Consider the following 16,502-nt stretch of genomic DNA (forward strand, 5'->3'; position numbering starts at 1 on the left):
TATATCAACCGGATTGATCATTCAAGAGACGTTACATTTTCATCGATTCAAAGAGATTTGTTGAGATGTCTTTTGTAGCGAGTTCGATTCTTTGAATCGATCCAAATGGTACGTGAATAAAATGTTTGAGAGAAAATACGAAAACAGAGGTAGCTCCGGCGGAAGCCGCGGTGGCTACAACAGCGGTCCGAGAGAAATGACAGATGTAACTTGCTCAGAATGCGGCAAGCAAACCCAGGTCCCATTCAAACCGGATGGATCCAGGCCGGTTTACTGCAGCGAGTGCTACCAGAAGCACAGGCCTGCCAGGTCTTCTGGAAGGTACTGAACAATATCTGTTCTAGTCGAATTACATCTATAAATCGGCTAGTTGGGGCGTCATCCTGCCCTTCAGATTCCAACTTTTTCGCAGCGTGCAGCGTCACCTGATGCACGAGATATTAAGACCTTTGAGGATGGAAAGGAGCTAAAGGGTTTTGACTGAGCACAAGCAGACCGCAATTCACGATCCTGCATCAGACACGATGATCGAGGTGGACGAACGAATAGCACCACTGCTGGAAGCCATCTGGGACTGCGGTATCATCACCTGCAATTCCTGTCAAGAAAATAAGCCGGGCATCATATGGATCGAGTTTCTCGCTGCCGAAGATGCAGAGGCGCTTTTGGCACGCATAGTATCGGGTCTTGATCCCATCAACGACCCAGAAGCTAACAACTGGCTGTACTCCAGAATAATGGGCTCAAATGGAGGCTGGCAATATGCTGGTCATCCTCATGATGCAAGAGAGTACATTGACCAGGAATCCGGTACAGTAGAATTGAATCCCTCCCAAGCATGCGGACTTACGTTATCCATATCCATCCGCTTTCCTGTGAGCGATTATGAGATACTGTGCGATCTTCTCCGCACAAAACAGCAATGCTTAATTGCTGCCGAAGGTCTATAGATAGCTTGGGATAGTTTAATTAATTAATCCCGTTAACCAAAATAGGGCGCTGAAATGAACTGTGATCTTTGTACTAGGGCACCAGTGGGTGCATGCGTGGGCGAGGCGTACTGTGCATCTCTGCATTTGACGGATGAGGACGCTTGCAGGCTAGCTGCTGAAGCCTGCCTCTCCTGGTGGCAGGAGAGAGATGAAGTGACCGAGGCGGACGATATTCTCTGGCGCATGTCGGAAGACCGAATTAATGAATTGGCTTGTGATCCCTGGAAGGCCAGGGCGTATCTGGCCGAGAGGAGGTCAGAGAGCTGATTAGCTCCTCGTAATACTATTAATTCTTGCCTTCAGTTCTTGTCATTTGTTCGCCTGCATTCTCTCTCTTATGCTTTTCTGACAGGTGAGGACTTGTGCGGGTATGGTTGTTAAGTACTCTGCAGTCGAATACACATCCTATGCAGAGGTTGCCTTCACATGAGTCTCAAGCTGTTCCAAGGCCCTGGCCATTAAGAACATCCAGAAGGATTATGTCGTGGCCCATGGTCGGTGACGGGGTGAGCGATGCTCCTGGTGTTGCTCCAGCGGATGTGGGAATTGCCATAGGCGCTGGCACAGATGCAACGGTTGAGTCGACAGACATAAAATGCTGGTCAGGGACGATCCAAAAGATGTGATAGACATGGCGGGTCAGTCGAAGAAGACCGGAAGGAAGTATGACCCTGAACCTGATCTACGCGACAGGCTTCTGAAGATGTGATTCTAACGATTGAGGTTGATGGGTGCTTGAGATGATAAGAACTGAGAGGGTTTACAGTGCTCCTGCAAGCGGCGGATTCAGAATACTGGTGGATAGGCTCTGGCCCAGGGGCTTGGCCAAAGATGAGACACGAATCGATCTCTGGATGAAGGACATAGCTCCCAGCAATGAGCTTAGAAAATGGTTTGGCCACGATCCAGGCAAATGGGAGGAGTTCAAAGAGAGATTCTTCAGAGAACTTGACTTGAGGGCGGAGCTTGTGGATCAGCTAATTTCCAAAGCAGAGGAATCTGATCTGATCTTTTTATATGCGGCAAAAGATGCCGAGCACAATAACGCAGTGGCATTGAAAGAATATCTTGAGGCCAGAATGAAAATGCCTGGTTCGTTGCCTCTGGATCATCATAGCATCTGAATCAAATCGCCTCGGGGAGCAAGATTATGCCCAAACCACATATTCTGTGCCGGGCAGGACGATCTCATCAATGTCGAATGGCATGTACATTCGTCGGTCGATCAAGATAAAAAAAGAAAAAATGCATACTGTTTAATTATATCCTTTTCTTGATATAATGATCAGGATGAAATGAACCCATCCATCGAGCAAACGTATATATTCATGCTTAGTAGTGACATATTGGTGAAAGGAGGCTAACCAGACTGGCTACCATCTCTGGCGCAGACTGGATAAATGAGATCGAAGGCTTAGCGGAGATTCAAAGCAAAACCGGATAGACAAGAGGTATAGAAATGCAGGATAACGAGCATAAGAGGCTGGTGGAGATGATAGATGGATACAAAGGCAAAGAGGGGTCTCTCATTCAGCTTCTTTTGGACCTGCAAAGCGAGTTCAACTGGATCTCAAAAGATGCCCTCCAAGAGATATCCGAGAGACTGAAGATCCCACCCAGCCGGATATACAGAATAGCAAGCTTCTATGAGGCCATAAGCCTCAAGCCCATTGGGAAGCACAAAATAAGCGTCTGCATGGGCACAGCCTGCCAGGTGCGAGGCTCTGGAATGATACTGGACAGGACTGAATCTAAGCTGAAGATAAAACAGGGCGGGACTACCCCGGATATGAGATTCACTCTGAAACGAGTCAACTGCCTGGGATGCTGCGCCATAGGTCCTGTAATGGTCGTGGATGACGACTACCATGGCCGGCTCACATCGGACAGAGTGGAAAGGATAATCAAGAAGTACGATTGAGCATAAAGCAGATGAATCTGGGCCTGAAGCTGGAAATAGGATGGATATCAAGTTGCGCACAACGAGTCAGCAGGAATTGCTATAAAGCAAGAATGACCACTTCCATCAGGAATCAGGGCGTGTAGCAGGATGGTGAGGCTCAGATCAATTGAGGGGCTTGAACAGCTCAGATCGGATATTCTGTCCAGCAGAGACAGCACAAAGCCCCTGGTCGCAATCTGCGCCGGAACGGGCTGCTTGACCCTCGGCGCCAGACTAGTGGTCAGGGCCTTTCAAGAATACTTGATCAAAAAGGGCCTGGAAAAGGAGATAGAGATCAAGGAGACCGGTTGCCCTGGCTTTTGCGAAAAAGGAACTTTAGTGGTGGTCTACCCCAGAGGTGTCTACTATATTGGTGTCCACCAGGATGATGTCCCTGATATCGTGGAGGAGACGATACTCAAAGGCAACCTGGTCGACCGCCTTCTCTACAAGGATCCAGAAACGGAAGAGAATGCCGTCGTTGAGAGCGAAATTCCTTTTTATAAATACCAGATGAGGCATCTTATAAAAAATAACATAAAAATAAATCCTAGAAATATAGAAGATTATATAGCTCTGGGCGGATACAGTGCCCTGGCCAGAGCTCTATCCGAGATGACCCCGGAAGAGGTGATCGAGGAGGTGAAGAGATCAAACCTCCGGGGCAGAGGTGGTGGCGGATTTCCCACCGGACGAAAATGGAAATCGACCCGAGAGGCCCCAGGAGAGCCCAAATATGTGATCGTCAACTGCGATGAAGGCGATCCAGGAGCATTTATGGACCGGGCTCTCATGGAGGGTAATCCTCATAGCGTCCTGGAGGGGCTGATCATCGCCGCCTACGCCATGGGATCGCATAAGGGCTTCATCTATGTGCGCATGGAATACCCTCTAGCGGTCCAGAATGCCACGCTCGCCCTCCAACAGGCCCGGGAGTACGGCCTCTTGGGTGAGAATATTCTGGGCACTGGCTTTGATTTTGATGTGAGCATTCATAGGGGTGCCGGCTCCTTTGTCTCCGGAGAGTCGACCGCTCTGATGAACGCCCTGGAGGGATGGGTGGGCGAGCCCAGGCCCAAGTACGTCCACACCTCTCAAAAAGGCCTCTGGGGCCGGCCGAGCGCCCTGAACAACGTTGAGACCTTTGCCAATGTGCCTTTGATCATAGAGCACGGTGCAAAATGGTTCAACTCCATTGGAACCGAGAGGAGCAAAGGGACCAAGATCTTCTCTCTGGTAGGCAAGGTCAATAACACCGGTCTGGTGGAGGTCCCTATGGGCATGACCCTGGCCGATATAATATACAAGATTGGAGGGGGAATTCCCGGGAACAAGAAGCTCAAAGGGGTGCAGACCGGAGGGCCGTCTGGTGGGATAATTCCGGCCAGGTATCTGAATACGCCAGTGGACTTTGATGAATTGACAAGTCTGGGCTCTATGATGGGTTCGGGGAGCATTATCGTCATCGATGAGGATACCTGTGCAGTCGATCTGGCCCGTTACTTTGTGGACTTCCTCTGCAGCGAGTCCTGCGGCAAATGCCTACCCTGCCGGGAGGGGCTGAAACGGATGAGAGAGATTCTTGATGCAATCGAGTCCGGCCGGGGGACGGAGACGGATATCCAGACCCTGCAGGAGATTGCAGAATTGATGAGAACGGCATCGCTCTGCGCCCTGGGGCGAACGGCAGTCAATCCGGTCCTGAGCACTATTCGTTATTTCCGAGAGGAGTATGATGCCCATATCAAAGATAAGAGATGTCCCGCCCTATCCTGCAAGTCTCTTGTGTCTTATTCCATCGATCCTGAGATCTGCATAGGCTGCGACCTGTGCCGGGAGAACTGTCCTCAGGGGGCGATCTATAAGGACGACGGAGGATTCGCGGTTGTTGATCAATCGAAATGCATGCGATGCGGGATATGCTTTGAGATCTGCCCCAAAAAGGTTAGAGCTGTCGTAAGAGAGTCTAAAGGCCTCCCAGGAGGGAAGAGATGATCCGGAAGAGCCGAGTTGTGCGTCTGGATAAGAGCGGCGAGAAGCACGAGATGAGATTTGAGGTATGAGAGTTGAGATTCTGGATCGATGATCAGCAGTTAGAAGCCCAGACCTCCAGCACCATTCTTGAGGCTGCCCTGTCTGCAGGAATTAAAATTCCCACTCTGTGCCATCATCCCGCACTTGAATCCTATGGGTCTTGCAGGCTCTGTACGGTGGAGATTGAAAAGAATGGAAAGAAGAGGTTCGTCACCGCCTGCAACTATCCGATAGAAGACGGTCTGGTGGTCAGGACTGCCACCCCCGCGGTCCTGGATATCCGGCGGATGATCGCTGAGCTCTTATTGTCCAGATGCCCGAAAGAGAAGCAGATCCAGGACCTGGCCAGAGAGTATGGAGTCATTGAGCCTCGATTTAAGCTCGAAGAGGAGAAATGCATTCTCTGCGGGCTTTGTTGCCGGGTATGTGGTGAGATGGTGGGTGTATTCGCCATCAATTTCCAAAACAGGGGAACAGAGAGGAGTGTGGGCGCGCCGTATGGAGAGCTCTCGAAGGACTGCATAGCCTGTGGTGCCTGCTCTCTGGTATGCCCCACCAGTGCCATATCCGCTCAGAGAAACATCTTCCCGCTCACTGCAGAAGATATCATCGGGATCGAAGAGGAGCATCTGTCCGGCGAAAGGGATGTGGATCTGGGAGTGTATAGCGAGCTTTTCGCCGCCAGAACAGAGATCCAGGGACAGGATGGAGGGGTTGTCACCTCCCTTCTTGCTCGATGCCTGGATAAAGGCGTCATTGATGCTGCTGTGGTAGTTTATCAAAGGGAGAATAATGGAGGAAGAGCGGCAGCGGTAGACGATATTGAAGGAGTGATAAAGGCCAAGGGGACAAAATATGTGCGCGTATCCGCTCTGGCGCCGCTGATTGATGCTTTGAGAGGAGGAAAGAGAAGGGTTGCTGTGGTTGGCACTCCCTGCCAGATCAGAGTGATCAGAAAATTGGAGCAACTGGATTACTTCAAGGACGAGTTTCCAGATGCAGAGATCTTTCTCGTTGGCCTGTTTTGCTTCGAGAGCTTCGATTACAGAAGACTGAGAGATCATGCTAAAGGGCTTTTGGGCATAGATATAGAGGATGCGGATAAAATTCAGATCGCAAAAGGGAGATACATTGCGACTCTGGATGGAATGGAGCACTCCTGCAGCGTGCGGGAGCTGGAAAATGACATCCGTGAAGGATGCCGGTTTTGCGGCGATCTGGTCTCAAGGCTGGCCGATATCTCCATAGGCTCAGTGGGAAGCGCGGAAGGATACTCCTCAGTGATCGTCAGATCGGAAAAGGGGAAGAAGTTGCTGGATTGGCTATCGTTTTGCAGAGAAAAGGCAGTTCGAGAGGACATCGTGAAGCTGGCCAGGATGAAGAGGCGAAATGCAGACCGCAATCTTGAGAGGATCAGAAAAGGAGTGGAGTGCTCTCAATCGACCAAGTCTCCTTGATCAGACAAAAGCCTCTATATCCTGTCTGGGCATGGGATAATCAGATGGGCTGAACCCCTGATGCTTCCCCTGGGCGCAGTATGCGGCTATCTCATCCAGGCGGACCAATAGGGCATACTCTTTTATATGCCAGTCCTTTCTCCTCCTATCAGTCTCTCGAATCTCGATCCAGCCCTTTCTCCAAAATGATAACAGCATATCAAATCCACCCTTTTCCACATTATAGTGTCCGGTATCGAGTTCACTGCAATCCATTCCATTCATACTGTAGAAGCTGTCTATCATCCTCAATATATTGTGGAGCTCTCCCATTTTTTGCAGATATTCGATAAACTCCCTAAATCCACTATCCAGTAACTTTGCTCTCCCCTTCATTTTCCATCCCCTTTATCGCCTGTTAATCCCTTCTAACATCTATAAATATTTTTTTAATTATGTACAGTTTTATTTTTTCTTTTCATATATCTCGTTCATCTCGTTGAGAGAACGATGCTGCCATTAATTACATAACAAACAAAAGTTATTAATATAATGAATACATATCCTCCATCGGAGTAGCAGAAATGGAAGAAAATGATCAAGAGTTCTTGCGCGCACTTCATGAGGAGAAGATAAGAACCCAGAATGAACGCGCAAAGCTAATCACCATGAAGCTGGCTTTTATTACCGTCCTCTTTGGAGTAAGTTCAGTGGATGTCAAGATTGAGATTGCCAGGATCTTCTGGCTGATTTATTTCGTCCCTCTGGTGGCGATAAGCTACGATCTATACATCATGTCCGCCGATTCCAGGATCAAGCGCATAGGTGTATTTCTGGGCAGGCACCCTATCTCCCTAGCGGGAAAGGCGGAGCAAGAATGGGAGCGCTTCTGCACCTCTTATCGGGATAGCCTGGCACCATCTGCCAATATGTTCTTCTCGGTGATTGTAACCCTGGGAGCAGCAGCCTTTATTCATTCTCAGCAGAGCTGGACGGAGCATCTAATGAAGTTGTGGTTTGCGGTCTGGCTGGTAATATCCCTGGGAGTGATCATCGCCCTTTGGATGAGGCATCAGGCCCTCATAAAGAACATTGGCAATTATACACCCAATGATAATAAAAATAAAAAGAGATATATGGGATTGTGACGATTATGGGATGTGAGAAAGATGTCTCATCCCATTTGGGGATCAATGATTGCGATATCTCAATCTTTTATAATTCATCGACAATTATCGTTATAAAAAACCTTAATTATAGCCTGTGCTAAGCACTCAAGATAAATTTCCAGAAAAATTGTCAGTGCACGATTAACGCTGAGGAACGGTGGGGTTTATGTTGACTTTAAAAGAGAGAGAGATAAAAAGAGCAGTTAAAGAAGGATACGCTCGTATTGCCAAGCAGGCAACATCCGACTATGCCTCACGGTGCTGCTCAGGGGATGCTGATATTCCAGAGGAGCTGAGCAAGAGGATGGGCTACACTGAGGAGGAGATCCAAGCTGCTCCGCCGGAGTCAAACCTCGGCCTGGGCTGCGGCAACCCAGTAGCTCTGGCATCGTTATCCGAGGGGGAGATCGTCCTGGACATGGGCTCAGGAGCGGGATTTGACTGTTTCCTGGCATCCGACAGGGTTGGGCCATCAGGCAAGGTAATTGGTGTTGACATAACCTCTGAGATGGTGGAAAAGGCCAGGGCGAACTCCCGAAAGGGCGGCTATGCTAACATCGACTTCCGGCAGGGAGACCTTGAAAATATGCCGGTGGCGGACAACTATGTGGATGTGGTCATCTCCAACTGCGTGATCAACCTCATCCCCAATAAGAGAATGGCATTCAGGGAGGCCTTCAGGGTTTTAAAGCCAGGAGGAAGGCTGGCAGTCTCTGATGTGGTGCTGCTCAAGGAGCTGCCGGAGTTTGTCAAGAGCTCCACAGAAGCTTATATCGGCTGCCTGGCAGGTGCCATCATGAAGGATGATTACCTGGATATCATAAAGAGCATAGGCTTCAGAGATGTGCGGGTTGTGGCAGAATCCAGATTTCCTGTCGAGTCTCTGATCTCCGAGAGATCTGGCTGCAGCACACCTACAGATCCCGCGATCACCCCTGAGCAGCAGAAGAAGGTTGCGGATTCCGTCTTGAGCATAAAGATATGTGCGATCAAGCCCTAAAATCAGCACCTCTGAGAGCATCAAGGCATTGGATAGGGATCTTGAGGACTATTGCATTGGATGGATTCAGAACTCCTGCAAAGCCTCCTGATAGCATTTGAACGTCCTATGGTTGAAGCAGACGGCTATTATATCACCTGCGTTTTTGTCCTCTAGATTGCGCCTCATCTCCCAGATAGCAATACGACAGGCCCGCTCTATGGGAAAGCCATAAGCCCCTGTGCTTATGGCTGGGAAGGCTATGCTCTTTATTTCGTACTTCTCTGCCAGGGCAAAGCAGCTCTGATAGCATCTGGCGAGAAGCTGATCCTCGCCCTCTGATCCACCCCTCCAGACCGGCCCAACGGTGTGAATGACAAAGCGAGCGGGAAGCCTATAGCCCCTGGTGATGCGCGCCTCTCCCACCGGACAGCCGCCGATCTGCCTGCATTCTCCCAAGAGCTCCGGTCCTGCTGCCTTGTGAATGGCGCCGTCGACCCCGCCTCCTCCCAGCAGAGAGCTGTTGGCGGCATTGACAATGGCATCGACCTTTAATGTGGTGATATCGGCCATGAGCAGTTTTATTTTCTGTCCGATCTTCATTCCTCCTATCCGCCAATTGGCTATCCATATCTAAGAGAAATTAACCTTTCCATAATCATCTCGCTGCATCATAATCTTTTTAAAAAAATGTATACCTATTATATTCCACCGAAAGCTTTTTTTCCTTTAGCAGCTTCACTAATGCCGATAGTGGTCAGGTGGATTGTGGTTAAAATAATAAGATCTGCAAAGCGCTTACAGGCTCCAATATTTCTCCCAGCGGCTATCATATCTATCCTTATTTTGTTATTTCAGACCATTCTAATAGAGGTGATAGATGATAAAAGGTCGATCCTGTTCATGAATAATCTTCTTTCCACCTCAAGCTCAATAGTCGCCTTTCTATGTTTATTATATGCGGCAAATAATATGGAAGGGAGGTCCAAGAAAGCCTGGTTGATGATGGCTGTTGCCATGCTTTTTAATTCTTTTGGAGAGGGAACCTGGGCATTTATAGAGTTCGTTTTGCAGGAAGATCCATTCCCATCTGTGGCAGACTTCGGCTATCTGATGTTCTATCCTCTCTTTGCAGCAGGTATTTTTCTGTTGCCCAATGCCCCTCTTTCTCCTCGGGAGAGGCTCGGGGTCATCCTGGATTCGGCAATTGTAATAATATCAGCTGCTCTGGTATTTTGGATCTTCTTCTTCGCCCCTGTAGTATCATCATTGAATACGATCACTTTGGAATTGACGATTTCTTTAGCCTATTCTATGATGGATATCGTCCTCTTCGTTGCCCTTGTGCGACTGGTCTTGAGCAAGCTTGATGCTTCAACCATTACCCCTGCCCTTTTTCTGGCTGCTGGAATGGCTATAGTACTGGTCGCAGATGCGGTGTTCAGCATTCAAACACAAAAAGGGACTTACATCTCAGGCGGTCATCTGGATACGTTCTGGATCTCAAGCAACCTTTTTATGGCATTGGCAGGACTGTTGCAGGCAAATCCTTATCCCTTTGATCCATTAAAAACTCTGAGCAGAAGGATTTGCAGCAAATCCACTATTATGCCCTATCTGCCATACCTGGGAATTGGAGCCACATTCTCTCTTCTCATCTGGGGATATGAATACTCCCGAGCAATCAACCAATCCATAATAGCAGCCTGCGTAGGGCTGGTCATGGGGCTGATGCTCGTTCGCCAGAAGATAGTCTTCGATGAGAGGAATCAACTGCTCACCACAACGCTTACCGAGATTGAAGAACGCAAGCGCGTAGAGAAGTCATTGCGCGAATCAGAGCAGGAGAAGGCGGCAATTCTGGGCGGTTTGAAGAATGTCGCTGTCGAGTATCTCGATCCTTTTATGCGACTAATCTGGATCAATGATAACCTGCAAGAATCAATCGGCCTCTCTGCTGATGAAATGCTTGGCGCTCGTTGTTATGAGGCGGTATTCGGTCGCAGTGAGCCCTGTTCAGGCTGTACAGTGGCACGAGCTATCAATATGGGCGCATCCCAGGAGGGCGATCTGATCACTCCGGACGGGAGGACCTGGATCTCTCGTAGCAGTCCTCTCAAGGATGCAGATGGCAAGATCATCGGGGTAGTCCATGTGCTGATAGATATCAGCGCCCGCAAGAGTGCAGAGCGAGCTCTGAAGGAGTCTGAGCGTCGGCTGGCGGATATCATCGAATTTCTGCCTGACGCCACATTTGTGGTTGACAAAAATGGCAAGGTGATTTCCTGGAACCGCGCCATTGAGAAGATAACCGGTGTTAAGGCCGAGTTGATCCTGGGCAAGGGAGACTATGAATATTCTCTGCCATTTTACGGAGAACGAAGGCCTACACTGATAGATATGGCAAAAGGAATTGATCCAAAGATCGATCCGGAATTTGAAAAGAAATATGAGAACCTAAAGAGAGATGAGGAGAATAACTTGCTGGTTGGCGAGGCCTACATGCCCCTGCAGGGAAAAGGCGATGCATACCTCCTGGGAAGCGCATCTGCGCTCTATGACTCAAATGGAGATTATTGGGGAGCGATCGAATCGATACGTGATATAACAGATCGAAAGCGTGTGGAAGAGGAGCTCCAAAGGTCCAAGGAGATGGCTGAATCAGCTACCCGGGCAAAGTCCGAGTTCCTGGCCAACATGAGCCACGAGATCCGGACGCCAATGAATGCTGTTATCGGTCTTACAGAACTGCTCATGGATGAGAAGGATGAGAAGCTGACTTCGGCGCAAAGGGAATGCGTCGAGATGATCCGCATCAGCGGGGATACTCTCCTCTCTATCATCAATAATATCCTCGATCTCACCAAGATCGAGGCGAACATGACAGAGCTGGAGCACCGGCCAATCGATGTTAAGGGTTGCATTGAATCCTCTATGGATCTCGTGTCCGGGAGCGTCGGCGATAAAAGAATAAAATTTTCATATAAAATCGAAGAGAACGTCCCCCAATTTATCATGGGAGATCCAACAAGGCTCTGTCAGATCCTGATAAACCTGCTCAATAATGCAGTGAAGTTCACCGAGCAAGGCGAGATTGCAGTCTCTGTATCAAACACCAATCTGGATGATGGCGGATATGAGATTCATTTTGCGGTGAAGGATACTGGAATAGGAATCCCTGAAGACAAGATGTCCCGCCTATTTCGATCTTTCAGCCAGGTTGATGCCTCGACGGCACGCAAATATGGCGGCACTGGATTGGGCCTTGCCATAAGCAAGAAGCTCACAGAGATGATGAATGGACGAATGTGGGTTGAGAGCGCTGTTGGAGTGGGTTCAGTATTTCATTTTACAATTCGGGCGGATCCTATCATCGGCGAACCCTTAGATCTGTCAAAGCCGGACAACTTGTACGCACACGGGAAGCAGATCAAGGATCTGGAGAGATCTAATTCCGAATTGAATATCCTGCTAGCAGAGGACAATGTAGTCAATCAGATAGTCACAAAGAAGATGCTCAATAAGCTGGGCTATAATGCGGATGTAGCGTCCAGCGGCATCGAGGCCCTGAAGGCGCTGGAGAAGAAGAGATACGATTTGGTATTCATGGACGTGCAGATGCCGGAGATGGACGGCCTGGAGGCAGCGAGGGAGATACGCCGTCGCTGGCCTGAGGGAGGCCCGAAGATCATAGCAGTAACTGCATCTGCTCTTAAAGGAGATCAGGAGATGTGTCTGGCGGCTGGGATGGACGGCTATATAATGAAGCCCACCAAGATAGAGGCTATAAGAGAAGCCCTGCAAGCAGTGGCAAAGGGCTAAGCAGGAAAAGAGCTGGGAGATCTTCTGAGCATAGGATTAAGATTCAGGCGGATCGGAAATGAATCGCCCCACTTCAATTGGAGGAACCTGGTATCCTGGTGGTGGCCGATCCGCCTGAATCTTGGCTGTGGCGCCGAACACGAGGCAGCACAACACCGAATCGCACAATCCCCTCAGGGATCCCACAGAATCTCACTGTGTGGCTACATCTCGATTTCGGCATCATCTTGATCTGGTGCCGCCTCATGTCCCGACTGTGTATTGGCACGAGATCTCAGGCAGATTGCTGTGCCAATCACGGGACGCAATTCTTTTTCATCCTGCCTGTTATCCCGCAGGCGCGCAACCGAATGCAATTACCTCGACGGCATGCATCATCTGCATCACGGATTAATGTACCTGCTCCCAGGAGCGGCACGAATTTTTGCTCGCAGGAAGAGGCAAATCAATGGCCAGATTCAGCAGATCACTGTCGGATGCGTTTTGGCCCACAGTACGCCCGCCAGACCCTTTCATGAGACGGCAATCTATCTATATAATCATTATAGATATTTGTAGTTTTCGGTCGGGACTACACAGTCAAGACTGCAATAGGGACTGGAGTGCAGAATCCCGGACGCATTTCGCACCCATATTAGCTCAAACAAAATTGAATTAAGGGTTCATCGATTGACCATCTATTTAAATGATGGCCCGCCAGCTATGATCAACAAATCATAAAATGTTAAAAAACAAGGAGTCCTTAAGATGAACCTGCAAAAGCACGTCAGCCTGAATATCAACGTTCGCGGCCTGGGCGAATCACCGACCCTCGCTATCAATGAGAGGGTAAAGCTATTGCAGGGACAGGGGAAAAAGATCTACAACTTCGGACTGGGTCAATCCCCTTTCCCTGTGCCGGCGCCGGTGGTCGAGGCTCTGCGGCTGCATGCTCATGAAAAAGATTATCTGCCCGTCAAAGGCCTTTCTGCCCTCAAAGAAGCTGTGGCTGGATTCCACAGACAAAAAGATCTGGTGGAGGCTAACTCTGATTGCGTCCTTGTGGGCCCTGGCTCAAAGGAGCTCATGTTCTTGCTGCAGCTGGTATTCTATGGTGAGATCATCGTGCCCACACCCTGCTGGGTCTCCTATGTCCCTCAGGCTCAGATCTTGGGAAAAAAGATAAGCCTGCTTCATACCTCTTTTGAGGATAAATGGCACATAAGTGCTGATCGCCTCCGCCAGCATCTGGAAGGGGAGCAGGATCTATACCGTCCAAGGATATTGGTTCTAAACTATCCTGGAAATCCTGATGGCCTCACCTATACCGCAGATGAGCTCAAAGAGATCGCCAGGGTTGCCCGGGAGTATGAGATCATCCTCCTCTCTGACGAGATCTATGGGCAGCTTCATCACAAGGGCGGTCATGTCTCAGTTGCCCGCTACTATCCAGAGGGGACCATAATCAGCTCCGGCCTGTCCAAGTGGTGCGGTGCTGGTGGCTGGAGGTTGGGAACATTCACCTTTCCTCAGAGCCTGGACTGGCTGATGGAGTCGATGGCAGCTGTAGCCAGCGAGACGTACACCTCGGTGAGCGCACCCATCCAGTATGCCGGTGTGCAGGCATTCCGGGGATCAATGGCCATCGAGCGCTACCTCTGGAACGCCCGCCGTATCCTTTCCGCCCTGGGACAAAGGTGCTACCGAAATTTGGCAGATGCTGGGGTCAGGGTCCATGCGCCCGAGGGTGCATTCTACATGTTCCCGGATTTCTCTCCCTTCTCCAGAAGGCTCGCTAAGAAGAATGTGCTGAACAGCACCATGCTCTGCGAGAGGCTGCTGCAGGAAAAAGGCGTTGCTATGCTGCCGGGAAGAGCGTTCGAGAGGCCCCATGAGGAGCTCACTGCCCGGATATCCTACATCAATTTTGCCGGCAACAGATCCCTGGCAGCGGGAGAGACCATTCCCCCTCACCAGGAGCTTCCAGCTGATTTCATCCAGGCTCACTGCGAAGATACCCTTGCAGGCATAGAGGCGATCGTCGACTGGCTGGAAGGGTAGCCAGTCCCGATTTTTTTAGGCCATCCGCTGTGTCACTTGACAATCCTCTCAATAATAATACCATATGCTTCTGTAATCCTCCGGGTTCTCGCCTCTTTTGATCAGCCTCTGAAGGTATCGGTGAATGGAGACATCCGTGTAGATGTAGGGCAACACCCTGGCTATGTTCTTCTCCCAGGGAAGGAAGGAGTATACCCTTCGCCCCTCAGAGGTAATGCCAATCAGCTCATGATTCTGCCAGGCCCGAAGGTGGTCCTTGCCCAGCCCCGGGACATTGAATACCGGCTCATCGGTGCGGAATATGCCCGGAAGCAGCCTTGCCTCTTCCTTGCGCTCCTGCAGGATGCGAGCTATGGGAACAGCATAGTCCTCCATCTCCGTCTTGCCCTTCATATTAAAGGTATAATAGGGGTCCACTCCGATCTGTTTCAAGATAATCCTCAGAGACGACGTCTCAAACTTGCGGCTGTTGGCAAAGGTGAAGACCTGCTGGTTATAGATCTCAATTCCCGTCTTCTTCACCCTTATTATTGCGGCCAGCGTCTCTGGTGTCACCTCATAGGGATGCATGAAATGAGTCACCAGGCAGAGGTTTCTCCTTCCAAGCTCCTGGTAGCTGCCCAAGATCTCGCAGAGCTCTTCGGTGAGCCTCTGGGGGACAGTAGCTGGCGTCCTGCTGGCCACTCTTATGCTCTTCAGGTGAGGGATCTGGGAGAGCCTGTTCAGGATCCTGTCGATCAACGAGTCATCCATCACCAGGGGGTCTCCACCGGTTAGAAGGACATCCATCATCTCTTCATGCTCATAAAACCAATCTATTGCCGCCTCGATCTTCTCCATTGGAGCGAGGGCGGAGGCCATGAGAGGAGAAGAGATCTCCCAGTTGCGCTGGCAGTAGACGCAGATCTGTGGGCAAGACTCATAGGGCTTGACAATGGCCACCCGGGGGTAGCGTCGGGTTACCAGATCTATGGGAGAAGTGTCCCTCTCCCTCATGAAGTCGAAGGCCCACTTCTTGTCCTTTCTGTGGGCGATCATATTCTCCACATAGCTGAGCGGAGGAAAGACCTGCCTGCGAACAGCATAATCCATGTCAGAGGGCTCTTTGTCCATTAGATGGAGATAATGGGGAGTAACGCCGAAAGGCACATGGTTCTCCAGGGCCAGTCTGATGGATGCTTCATGCTCTTCGTCTAATTTTATTGCTCTTTTGATTGTTTCTAATCCCTGAATATCTTTAAAAACATGCCGAAATTGCCATCGCCAATCCTGCCAATCATCCTCGTTGGAGTTGAGGATATCCAGGATCCTCCTTCTATTCTCATCTCGCTTTTCGATAATGCCCGGATCGAGGCCCGATTTATACCTTGACAGGTATCTGTCCATTCGCTCTCCCATTTGGTCCAGGTAATCGGAGCGCATCACTCCTGCGGTCCGGCCCTCAAATTCATCGAAATTCGGTATGTCTATTCCTTCCATCAATCGGGAAGGATATACATCCGCCTTCATTTTCAGCGCTTTAAAGAAATGGGCGAACTCATCGATGAAGTCGTCACCAACGTCAGAATCACCATCGGTGGCCGCCTTCCAGAGGTTTTCCAGGGAAGAGGTGCCGGAGATGCGTTCATTTTTCGGAGATATTACATTCTTGAGTGTTCGTATGGCTTCTTTGAAAAGAACGTAATCCCATGTCTCGATCTCACTTACATCGCATGCATAAGTCCATTCTCTGGCCTCGATGTATCGAGCCACCTTATTGCGGGCGCTCTCTAACGATTTGCTCTCCTTGAGCAGCACATACAGCTCTGGTGCTGCGTCCCAGCATGTATCCCATCTCGCAGTCATGTCATGTGTTCTTCTTGCCGCATTTTACTTTAATTTTTCTTAGATATGGAGTCTTTAAGAAAGCATCATATTTATATAAAAATTCATATGCAATGCCCGACCAAGGCCAAGAAGATCAAGTAAAGATCACATTTTTGGGCTCCTCGCTATCTAGAATGGGTGAACTTGAATCGCAAAAACTCTATGTCTCAGTGCCTCTATGGTAAACCGCGATGCTCTAACCCAACCACAAAGAGCCCATGA

General features: G+C 49.7%; 15 protein-coding genes. 11 read left to right on the forward strand and 4 right to left on the reverse strand.

Features of this window, described 5'->3' with window-relative positions:
* Positions 1 to 121: 121 nt before the first annotated feature.
* The 3 genes from BP727_RS02450 to BP727_RS02460 all read left to right on the forward strand — a co-directional run bounded on the left by BP727_RS02450 (position 122) and on the right by BP727_RS02460 (position 1,259).
* A complete protein-coding gene (locus BP727_RS02450; protein ID WP_013720426.1) occupies positions 122 to 328 on the forward strand; it encodes a CxxC-x17-CxxC domain-containing protein in 207 nt (68 codons plus the stop codon).
* A 148-nt stretch (positions 329 to 476) separates the two neighbouring features.
* Entirely contained in the window at positions 477 to 950 is a 474-nt protein-coding gene (locus BP727_RS02455) for a hypothetical protein (protein ID WP_013720427.1), read from the forward strand.
* Between the two features lie 54 nt (positions 951 to 1,004).
* Positions 1,005 to 1,259, forward strand: coding sequence for a hypothetical protein (locus BP727_RS02460; protein WP_157863832.1), 255 nt, complete (start codon positions 1,005 to 1,007; stop codon positions 1,257 to 1,259).
* 166 nt (positions 1,260 to 1,425) lie between these two features.
* Here the strand turns inward: BP727_RS02460 and BP727_RS02465 are convergent, their stop codons facing one another.
* Positions 1,426 to 1,584: a hypothetical protein gene (locus tag BP727_RS02465; protein ID WP_286857214.1), complete on the reverse strand. Its 159-nt coding sequence runs from the start codon at positions 1,582 to 1,584 to the stop codon at positions 1,426 to 1,428.
* Between the two features lie 148 nt (positions 1,585 to 1,732).
* Between BP727_RS02465 and BP727_RS02470 the strand changes: the two genes are divergently transcribed.
* The 4 genes from BP727_RS02470 to BP727_RS02485 all read left to right on the forward strand — a co-directional run bounded on the left by BP727_RS02470 (position 1,733) and on the right by BP727_RS02485 (position 6,425).
* Complete coding sequence (locus tag BP727_RS02470; protein WP_273279067.1) at positions 1,733 to 2,116, forward strand: DUF488 domain-containing protein; 384 nt, start codon at positions 1,733 to 1,735, stop codon at positions 2,114 to 2,116.
* Positions 2,117 to 2,451: 335 nt separating this feature from the next.
* Positions 2,452 to 2,913: an NADH-quinone oxidoreductase subunit NuoE gene (nuoE, locus tag BP727_RS02475; RefSeq protein ID WP_013720430.1), complete on the forward strand. Its 462-nt coding sequence runs from the start codon at positions 2,452 to 2,454 to the stop codon at positions 2,911 to 2,913.
* Between the two features lie 129 nt (positions 2,914 to 3,042).
* Entirely contained in the window at positions 3,043 to 4,929 is a 1,887-nt protein-coding gene (locus tag BP727_RS02480; RefSeq protein WP_013720431.1) for an NADH-quinone oxidoreductase subunit NuoF, read from the forward strand.
* Positions 4,930 to 5,000: 71 nt separating this feature from the next.
* Positions 5,001 to 6,425, forward strand: a complete 1,425-nt coding sequence (locus BP727_RS02485; protein WP_286857216.1) for a Coenzyme F420 hydrogenase/dehydrogenase, beta subunit C-terminal domain — start codon at positions 5,001 to 5,003, stop codon at positions 6,423 to 6,425.
* On the opposite strand, the gene BP727_RS02490 is transcribed toward BP727_RS02485, so the two are convergent.
* Positions 6,426 to 6,800, reverse strand: coding sequence for a hypothetical protein (locus BP727_RS02490; RefSeq protein ID WP_013720433.1), 375 nt, complete (start codon positions 6,798 to 6,800; stop codon positions 6,426 to 6,428).
* Between the two features lie 188 nt (positions 6,801 to 6,988).
* On the opposite strand from BP727_RS02490, the gene BP727_RS02495 reads away from it, so the two are divergent.
* Together BP727_RS02495 and arsM are read left to right on the forward strand one after the other, a co-directional pair.
* Positions 6,989 to 7,552 (forward strand): hypothetical protein, encoded by a 564-nt coding sequence (locus tag BP727_RS02495; RefSeq protein ID WP_013720434.1) that lies wholly within the window; start codon positions 6,989 to 6,991, stop codon positions 7,550 to 7,552.
* 187 nt (positions 7,553 to 7,739) lie between these two features.
* On the forward strand, positions 7,740 to 8,573 hold the full coding sequence (gene arsM / locus BP727_RS02500; protein ID WP_013720435.1) for an arsenite methyltransferase: 834 nt from the start codon (positions 7,740 to 7,742) through the stop codon (positions 8,571 to 8,573).
* A gap of 66 nt (positions 8,574 to 8,639) precedes the next feature.
* On the opposite strand, the gene BP727_RS02505 is transcribed toward arsM, so the two are convergent.
* A complete protein-coding gene (locus BP727_RS02505; RefSeq protein WP_013720436.1) occupies positions 8,640 to 9,155 on the reverse strand; it encodes an O-acetyl-ADP-ribose deacetylase in 516 nt (171 codons plus the stop codon).
* A 369-nt stretch (positions 9,156 to 9,524) separates the two neighbouring features.
* Here BP727_RS02505 and BP727_RS02510 point away from each other — a divergent pair, with 369 nt between their 5' ends.
* The gene (locus BP727_RS02510) at positions 9,525 to 12,374 is read left to right on the forward strand and encodes an ATP-binding protein (RefSeq protein ID WP_286857217.1); all 2,850 of its coding nucleotides are present in this window, start codon (positions 9,525 to 9,527) and stop codon (positions 12,372 to 12,374) included.
* 747 nt (positions 12,375 to 13,121) lie between these two features.
* The gene (locus tag BP727_RS02515) at positions 13,122 to 14,414 is read left to right on the forward strand and encodes a pyridoxal phosphate-dependent aminotransferase (RefSeq protein ID WP_273278587.1); all 1,293 of its coding nucleotides are present in this window, start codon (positions 13,122 to 13,124) and stop codon (positions 14,412 to 14,414) included.
* Positions 14,415 to 14,462: 48 nt separating this feature from the next.
* Here the strand turns inward: BP727_RS02515 and BP727_RS02520 are convergent, their stop codons facing one another.
* The gene (locus BP727_RS02520; RefSeq protein WP_273278588.1) at positions 14,463 to 16,259 is read right to left on the reverse strand and encodes a KamA family radical SAM protein; all 1,797 of its coding nucleotides are present in this window, start codon (positions 16,257 to 16,259) and stop codon (positions 14,463 to 14,465) included.
* Positions 16,260 to 16,502: the final 243 nt, after the last annotated feature.

The organism is Methanosaeta sp. UBA356 (assembly GCF_002496465.1).
GTDB classification, from domain to species: Archaea; Halobacteriota; Methanosarcinia; order Methanotrichales; family Methanotrichaceae; genus Methanothrix; species Methanothrix soehngenii.